Genomic DNA, 7413 nt, shown 5'->3' with positions numbered 1-7413 from the left:
TGCCGGGCGTGTCCGGTGGGTGTCGGGGGGCCGGGGTCCTACGTTGGTCGGGTGGAGCAACGTAGGACGCCTCTCAGCCAGCCCCGGCGGCGGCCGCCCCGGGGACCGGTCGCGGCGCCGCCCGGGGAGGAGCCGGCGGCGGGCCGGTTCACCGGCGCGACGGACGTCCGGCGTCGGGCCGGGCGGCCCGCCGGTGCGTCCGCGACGGTACGGGCGGGCGCGGGTGGCGGGCCGTTCTCCGGTCTTCCCCGGCCGCGCCTCACCGCGCTGGGCGGCGGTCTGCTGGCGGGGGCGCTGATGGTGGCGTGGGGCCTGGTCGTCAGCCTGCTGGCGGGCGGGTCGGCGACGGCGTACGGAGTGTTCTTCCTGCTGGTCGGCGCGGGGTGCGGGCTGTGGGTGCGGGTCGCGGACGCGTTGACCGCGCCGGTGGCGGCGCCGATCGCGTTCGCGGCGGGCCTCGGGGTGGTCAGCGAGGGTGAGGGCTTCGGCGGCTGGCTGGTGGAGCTGGCGACGATGCTCGCCGTCAACGCGGGGTGGCTGTACGGGGGCACGGCGCTGGCCGCCGTGATCGCGGTGGTGCGACGCAGCATGATGGCGGCGAGGCGACGCCGCGTGGTCCGCTCGGCCGCCGCCCGGCGAGGCTGAGACGGAGTCCGGCATGGGGAGTCGGAGCCCCGACGGGCGGGCCCGGCGGCGCGGCGGGATCGGAGCGGCTGCCTGGGCCCGTGTGTGAGTACGGGACGAGACGGTTGTCAGCGCCGGGGTGCGGCGCCGGGGCGGCCAGGTGCGCGGGGACGCCGGATGGGCGCGACGTGCCGGACTCTGGTGGCGGTGTAGCGGTGCGAGTGCGACCGGGCCGTGTCGCGATCGAACAGGACCGGCGCGGGCCATGAGGTCCGCGCCGGTCCTGCCGTGTCGGGGGCCGCTGACGCGGCCGGAGGCGTCAGCTGGTGGCGTCGGCGGGTTCGGCGAGCTTGCGGCGGGCCTCTTCGCGCAGGTCGCGGCGGAGTTCCTTGGGCAGGGAGAACTGGATGTGCTCCTGGACCGGCTGCACGACCTCCACGTCGTCGAAGCCGCGTTCGGCGAGCCAGTCGAGCACGCCCTCCACCAGCACGTCCGGGACGGAGGCGCCGGAGGAGAGGCCGACGGTGGTGACGCCTTCCAGCCAGGCCTCGTCGATCTCGCCGGCGTTGTCGACGAGGTGGCCGTCCGAGGCGCCGTGGGCGAGGGCGGTCTCGACGAGGCGCACGGAGTTGGAGGAGTTCTTGGAGCCGACGACGAGTACCAGCTCGGCGTCGGCGGCGACCTGCTTGATGGCCGTCTGCCGGTTCTGCGTGGCGTAGCAGATGTCGTCGCTGGGCGGGGAGACGAGCTGGGGGAACTTCTCCTTCAGCGCGCCGACCGTCTCCATCGTCTCGTCGACCGACAGGGTGGTCTGGGAGAGCCACACCACCTTCGACGGGTCCTTGACCTCGACCTTGTCGACGTCGCCGGGGCCGTCGACGACGGTGATGTGCTCGGGTGCCTCGCCGCTGGTGCCGATGACCTCCTCGTGGCCCTCGTGGCCGATGAGGAGGATGTCGTAGTCGTCCTGGGCGAAGCGGACGGCTTCCTTGTGGACCTTGGTGACAAGCGGGCAGGTGGCGTCGATGGTGGCGAGGCGGCCGCGTTCGGCCTCCCGGTGCACCTCGGGCGCGACGCCGTGGGCGGAGAAGATGACGATCTCGCCGGGTGGGACCTCGGCGGTCTCCTCGACGAAGACGGCGCCCTTCTTCTCCAGGGTCTGGACGACGTACTTGTTGTGGACGATCTCGTGGCGGACGTAGATCGGGGCTCCGTACTGTTCGAGGGCCTGCTCGACGGCGATGACGGCGCGGTCCACGCCGGCGCAGTAGCCGCGGGGGGCGGCGAGGAGGACTCTGCCTCGGGAGCCGCCGGCGGCGGAGGCGTGCGAGGTGTCTCCTGGGGCTGCTGCGGGCGACGGGCCGGACGTAGCACTCATGCGCCCATCGTAAGGTGCGACGCGCCCGCCCGGCGGGGGCGTGTGCGGTCGGACGCCGGGCGTGCGCCTGACCAGCGCGTGCGCCGGCGCGGAAGCCGCTCGGGGCCCCGGGGGCCGCGTACCGCCTCCGGGTGTCGGTGGGTGCCGTTAGCCTCGTCGACATGGCTATCCAGACGTCGCCCGAGGCGCCGATCCCCGTCGGCGAGGTGTCGAAGCTGATCGGCGGGTGGATCGACCGGCTCGGCGCGGTGTGGGTGGAGGGGCAGATCGCGCAGCTCAGCCGCCGTCCCGGCGCGGGCGTGGTGTTCCTGACGCTGCGTGATCCGTCGTTCGAGGTGTCGCTGACGGTGACGTGCTTCCGTCGGGTCTTCGACCAGGTGGCGGACGTGGTCTCGGAGGGCACTCGGGTGGTGGTGCACGCGAAGCCGTCCTGGTACGCGCAGCGTGGTGAGCTGTCGCTGCGGGCCGCCGAGATCCGCCCGGTCGGCGTGGGTGAACTGCTGGTGAAGTTGGAGCAGTTGAAGAAGTCACTGACGGCGGAGGGGGTGTTCGACGCGCGGCACAAGCGTCCGCTGCCGTTCCTGCCGCACCGCGTCGGGCTGGTGACGGGCCGGGCCTCGGCGGCGGAGCGGGACGTGCTGGAGACGGCGCGCCACCGCTGGCCCGCGGTCCGCTTCGCGATACGGAACGTCGCGGTCCAGGGTCCGAAGGCGGTGCCGCAGGTGATCGGCGCGATCCGCGACCTGGACGCCGATCCGGAGGTGGACGTCATCATCGTGGCGCGCGGCGGCGGAAGCGTGGAGGACCTGCTGCCGTTCTCGGACGAGCAGCTGGTCCGCGCGGTGTCCGCGTGCCGTACGCCGGTGGTCTCCGCCATCGGGCACGAGCCGGACACCCCGCTGCTCGACCTGGTCGCCGATCTGCGGTCGCGGACGCCGACGCACGCGGCGAAGGACGTGGTGCCCGACGTGGGCGAGGAGTTCGAGCGGGTGGGGCAGCTGCGCGACCGGGCGCTGCGCTGCGTCACGTCGTTCGTGGAGGGTCAGGAGCGCGGCTTGGCGGACTGGATGAGCCGGCCGGCGATGGCGTATCCGCACCGGCTGGTGGAGGAGCGCGCGGACGAGGTGACCGAGCTGGTGGGCAGGGCCCGGCGCTGCTTCGGGCACCGGCTGGACGGCGCGGCGGCGGACCTGGAGCACACCCGCGCGCGGGTGCTGGCGCTGTCGCCGGCGGCGACGCTGCGGCGCGGGTACGCGGTGCTCCAGCGGACGGACGGCGCGGTGGTCCGGGATCCGGGCGAGGTGGCGCCGGGTGAGGGGCTGCGCGCCCGGGTCGCGGAGGGCGAGTTCGAGGTGACGGTGACCGGCGCCGACGCCGATCGGTGAGAGCGCGGCCGGTCGGGAGGGCGGCCGGGTCGAGAGGGCGGCCGGGTCGCGGCCGGTCGGCGGGGACGCCGATCGTCGGACCCCGGATCTAGGGTGGTGCGTATGGCAGAGGAAGAGCAGGCGGGGCCCGGTTCCACGATGGGCTACGAGCAGGCGAGGGACGAGCTGGTCGAGGTCGTGCGCCGGCTGGAGGCGGGCGGCGCGACGCTGGAGGAGTCGCTGGCGCTGTGGGAGCGCGGTGAGGAGCTGGCGGGCATCTGCCGCGGTTTCCTGGCCGGGGCGCGGGCCCGGCTGGACGCCGCGCTCGCCGAGCCGGAGGAGCCGGAGGACGGCGGGGCGCCGGCGGGGAGCGAGGCCGGCGCCGAGTCGTAGCGGCGCGGCCGGAGTGTGTCCCCGGGGGCTTGTGGGCATCATCACGGGGGCCGCGGTGGGCGGCCGTCGGACAGGGCACTTAGGGTGGTAGTACGAATTTGAACTACCCCTTCGAGTCAAACAGAGGCTGACCCCCATGGCATTCGTGCTCGACGAGACCGCCCAGAACCTGCTGTTCCGTGAGGCCCACACCGCCAACAGCTTCAGCGACGCCCCGGTGAGCGACGAGCAGATCAAGGCCGTCTACGACCTGGTCAAGCTCGCCCCGACGGCGTTCAACCAGTCCCCGCTGCGGGTGACCCTGGTCCGCACGCCGGAGGCCCGCGAGCGGCTGGTGCAGCACCTGGCGGACGGCAACAAGGCCAAGACGCGGACGGCGCCGATCACGGCGATCCTCTCCGTCGACCTGGAGTTCCACGAGCGGCTGCCGGAGCTGTTCCCGGTGATGCCGGCCCTGAAGGACACCGTGTTCGCGGACGCCGAGGTGCGGGAGAGCAACGGCCGGTTCAACGCCGCGCTGCAGGCCGGCTACTTCCTCCTCGGCGTGCGGGCGGCCGGGCTGGCCGCCGGCCCGATGACCGGGCTGGACTTCGAGGGCGTCGACAAGGAGTTCTTCGGCGACGGCCGCCGGAAGACGCTGCTGGTGGTGAACATCGGCCACCCGGGTCCGGACGCCTTCCGCCCGCGCGGCCCGCGGCTGAGCGCCGACGAGGCCGTGACCACCGTCTGAGCGCACGTCCGGCAGAGCTGAGCGGCGGCCGCCCCGGCCGCCGCTCAGCTCGTCACACCCGGTTGGTCGCACCCGGTTCGGGCCCGAGGACCCGGGAGTTCAGCCCTGGTCCGCGGCGGCCTGGGCGTACGGCTGGAGCGCGGCGGCCATCTCCTTCAGCCGCTCGTAGGACGCGGTTCCGGTGACCAGCGTCGTGCTGCCCTCGCCGCCGTCGCCGCCGCCCGGCGCCTCGCCGTCCTTCAGGACCAGCGCGTTGTACTTCGGGCCCTCGTAGCGGATCCACTCCTGGCCGTTGACGCGCTCGACGCGGTCGGTCTCCTCGGCCCGGTGGGTGACCTTGCCGATGAACTTCCTGCGGTCGCCGTCGCTCTGCTCGATCGCCACGTACTGGTTGCCCGGGTCCATGAAGCCCAGGTGCCAGACGGCGCCGTGGTCGCTCTGCGCCCGGTAGGTGACCGAGGTGGCCCGCCACTTCTCGGGGAGGCCCTCGGGGGCGACAAGCGGGTAGGGGGCGGCGCGGCCGGCGGTGGCCAGTTCCTGCTGGTAGCCGATCTCGCGGACCGGATCCTGCGACTCGTTGTTGGGCAGGGTGAGGTAGAGGACTGCCGCACCCGCTCCGATGACCGCCATCGACAGCACCATGTCGCGCACTGTCTTCAAACCACGCTTCGTCGCCACGTACCCCATGTTCCCCCATGCCCGTCGCCCGCCCGGACGGGGGTCCGCCTCACCCCGGAAGCCCGCCTGGGAGCAGGCCGGAGGGCGCTCCGCGGGCCGCCCTGGGCCCGCTCATCCGAGGGGCGGTCTGCTCACATTGTCGATGTGCGGATAAGGTCGTAGGTGCTCCTCAACCCTCGACTGTCCGGCCGCAGCTCCCAGCCGCCGCGCAGAAAGGTGCGTCCAGATGTCCGAGAACCATCACCTTCCGTCCCAGCTCGAGGTGAGTCCGGAAGCTCCGGACCGCAACCTCGCGCTGGAGCTCGTACGGGTCACCGAGGCCGGGGCGATGGCCTCGGGCCGCTGGGTCGGCCGCGGTGACAAGAACGGCGCCGACGGCGCGGCCGTGAAGGCGATGCGCACGCTTGTCTCCACCGTGTCGATGAACGGCGTCGTGGTCATCGGGGAGGGCGAGAAGGACGAGGCCCCGATGCTCTACAACGGCGAGCGGGTGGGCGACGGCACCGGCGCGGAGTGCGACGTGGCGGTGGACCCGGTGGACGGCACCACGCTGACGGCCAAGGGCATGGCCAACGCGGTCTCCGTGCTGGCGGTGGCCGAGCGCGGCGCGATGTTCGACCCGTCGGCGGTGTTCTACATGGACAAGCTGGCGACCGGCCCGGAGGCGGCGGAGTTCGTCGACATCAACGCCCCGGCGTCGGTCAACGTCCGCCGGGTCGCGAAGGCGAAGGGCTGCGCGCCGGAGGACGTGACGGTGGTCATCCTGGACCGGCCGCGTCACGAGTCGATCGTCAAGGAGGTCCGCGAGGCGGGCGCCCGGATCAAGTTCATCTCGGACGGCGACGTGGCCGGCGCGATCATGGCGGTGCGCGAGGGCACGGGCGTCGACCTGCTGCTGGGCATCGGCGGCACGCCGGAGGGCATCATCGCGGCCTGCGCGATCAAGTGCCTGGGCGGCACGATCCAGGGCAAGCTGTGGCCGAAGGACGACGAGGAGCGGCAGCGGGCGCTGGACGCCGGGCACGACCTCGACCAGGTGCTCACCACCGACGACCTGGTGCGCGGCGACAACGTCTTCTTCGTCGCGACGGGCATCACCGACGGCGACCTGCTGCGCGGGGTGCGCTACCGCGCGGAGACCGCGTTCACGCAGTCGCTGGTGATGCGTTCGAAGTCCGGCACGATCCGGCAGATCGACTCCACGCACCGGCTGGCGAAGCTGCGTGCCTACAGCGCGATCGACTTCGACCGGGCGAGGTGAGCCCGGGTCCTCTCCGGTGGCGGTCGGAGTCCCGACGGCCACCGGAGAGGACCGGACGACGTTTCCCACGAACGCCCGGATGACCCGGCGTCAGGCAGCACCCGGGCGGCCGGGCGTCAGGCGATGCGCGGCTCGGCGGCGCCGGCCGCCTCACGCCGCCTGCGGCGGGCCAGTACGACACGCCGCTCGGCGGCCGTCAGCCCGCCCCACACGCCGTACGGCTCGGGCTGGGCGAGCGCGTGTTCCCGGCAGGCGACGAGGACGGGGCAGCGGGCGCAGACCTGTTTCGCCGCCTGTTCCCTGGCGAGCCGCGCGGCCGTGGGCTCCTTGGACGGCGCGAAGAACAACCCCGCCTCGTCGCGGCGGCAGACCGCCTCGGAGTGCCACGGACTGTCGTCCGGATGCCGCGCGGCGGTGCGCTGCGGGGCGACGGTGGCTCGCAGGTGCTGATGCGGCGATTGCAGCACGGTCTACTCCCTGACGAACGGCGACGAGGTCAGCTGTCTGTTCCAGCCTGGTGCCCAGATCGCCCGGTCGCGTGAGGTCCGTCACCCGGGCGGGCCGGGTCTGTTCACCGGGAGTCCACGCGAGAGGGCGATGCCCGGACCTCTACCCGCTGTACGCGTGAGTATGCGCTCAGTCGCGACGCGCGCGCAGATCGCGAACCCGCTTGCCCCTCTTGCCACTTGCGTCCACTCCGCCGAACACGGCGAGCCCGCGGACGATCACCACCGGGGCGTCGGGGTCCTCCGCCGTCTGCTCCTCGACGTCGAAGCCGCCGAGCACCGCGCTGCCGGAGCCGCGCAGAGTGACGTTCTCGGGGACCTTGACGTCGACGCCGCCGAAGATCGCCGTCACGTTGACCACTGTCTCGCGCTGTTCGAACACCGCCTCGGAGAGGTCGATCTCCACGCCTCCGAAGCAGGCGAACGCGGTCGTCTGCGCGCCGGGCCGCCACCGGCCCTTGCGGGTGGCGCCGCTGAAG

At 73.2% G+C, this 7413-nt stretch carries 9 protein-coding genes; 5 read left to right on the top strand and 4 right to left on the bottom strand.

Translation table 11 applies throughout. The features are described from left to right. Positions 1-51: 51 nt before the first annotated feature. Entirely contained in the window at positions 52-645 is a 594-nt protein-coding gene (locus GL263_RS17310; protein WP_182856631.1) for a DUF6542 domain-containing protein, read from the top strand. A gap of 298 nt (positions 646-943) precedes the next feature. Here the strand turns inward: GL263_RS17310 and GL263_RS17305 are convergent, their stop codons facing one another. After that, positions 944-2002: a 4-hydroxy-3-methylbut-2-enyl diphosphate reductase gene (locus GL263_RS17305; RefSeq protein ID WP_182856630.1), complete on the bottom strand. Its 1059-nt coding sequence runs from the start codon at positions 2000-2002 to the stop codon at positions 944-946. 161 nt (positions 2003-2163) lie between these two features. Between GL263_RS17305 and xseA the strand changes: the two genes are divergently transcribed. The 3 genes from xseA (at position 2164) to GL263_RS17290 (ending at position 4489) form a co-directional block, all read left to right on the top strand. After that, entirely contained in the window at positions 2164-3387 is a 1224-nt protein-coding gene (gene xseA, locus GL263_RS17300) for an exodeoxyribonuclease VII large subunit (protein WP_182856629.1), read from the top strand. Positions 3388-3489: 102 nt separating this feature from the next. Continuing rightward, positions 3490-3759 carry an exodeoxyribonuclease VII small subunit gene (locus tag GL263_RS17295; protein ID WP_182856628.1) on the top strand — a complete coding sequence of 90 codons (270 nt, stop codon included), beginning with the start codon at positions 3490-3492 and terminating at the stop codon, positions 3757-3759. A gap of 136 nt (positions 3760-3895) precedes the next feature. Continuing rightward, a complete protein-coding gene (locus GL263_RS17290; RefSeq protein ID WP_182856627.1) occupies positions 3896-4489 on the top strand; it encodes a malonic semialdehyde reductase in 594 nt (197 codons plus the stop codon). A gap of 99 nt (positions 4490-4588) precedes the next feature. Here GL263_RS17290 and GL263_RS17285 read toward each other — a convergent pair whose 3' ends face one another. Then, a complete protein-coding gene (locus tag GL263_RS17285) occupies positions 4589-5176 on the bottom strand; it encodes a DUF4245 domain-containing protein (protein ID WP_182856626.1) in 588 nt (195 codons plus the stop codon). 217 nt (positions 5177-5393) lie between these two features. Between GL263_RS17285 and glpX the strand changes: the two genes are divergently transcribed. Beyond that, positions 5394-6428 (top strand): class II fructose-bisphosphatase, encoded by a 1035-nt coding sequence (gene glpX, locus GL263_RS17280; protein ID WP_182856625.1) that lies wholly within the window; start codon positions 5394-5396, stop codon positions 6426-6428. Positions 6429-6544: 116 nt separating this feature from the next. Here the strand turns inward: glpX and GL263_RS17275 are convergent, their stop codons facing one another. Then, entirely contained in the window at positions 6545-6895 is a 351-nt protein-coding gene (locus tag GL263_RS17275; protein WP_182856624.1) for a WhiB family transcriptional regulator, read from the bottom strand. A gap of 169 nt (positions 6896-7064) precedes the next feature. Further along, a partial coding sequence (locus tag GL263_RS17270) for a LiaF domain-containing protein (RefSeq protein WP_228456580.1) occupies positions 7065-7413 on the bottom strand: 349 nt, incomplete at its 5' end.

It is taken from the genome of Streptomyces durbertensis (assembly GCF_014156695.1).
In the GTDB taxonomy this organism is placed as follows: domain Bacteria; phylum Actinomycetota; class Actinomycetes; order Streptomycetales; family Streptomycetaceae; genus Streptomyces; species Streptomyces durbertensis.
This window is presented reverse-complemented; position numbering and strand designations above follow the sequence as displayed.

Coding starts and splice junctions, on each gene's coding strand:
- GL263_RS17305 (WP_182856630.1), bottom strand. CDS start 2,002: ATGAGTGCTACGTCCGGCCCGTCGCCCGCAGCAGCCCCAGGAGACACC.
- GL263_RS17285 (WP_182856626.1), bottom strand. CDS start 5,176: ATGGGGTACGTGGCGACGAAGCGTGGTTTGAAGACAGTGCGCGACATG.
- xseA (WP_182856629.1), top strand. CDS start 2,164: ATGGCTATCCAGACGTCGCCCGAGGCGCCGATCCCCGTCGGCGAGGTG.
- GL263_RS17295 (WP_182856628.1), top strand. CDS start 3,490: ATGGCAGAGGAAGAGCAGGCGGGGCCCGGTTCCACGATGGGCTACGAG.
- glpX (WP_182856625.1), top strand. CDS start 5,394: ATGTCCGAGAACCATCACCTTCCGTCCCAGCTCGAGGTGAGTCCGGAA.
- GL263_RS17290 (WP_182856627.1), top strand. CDS start 3,896: ATGGCATTCGTGCTCGACGAGACCGCCCAGAACCTGCTGTTCCGTGAG.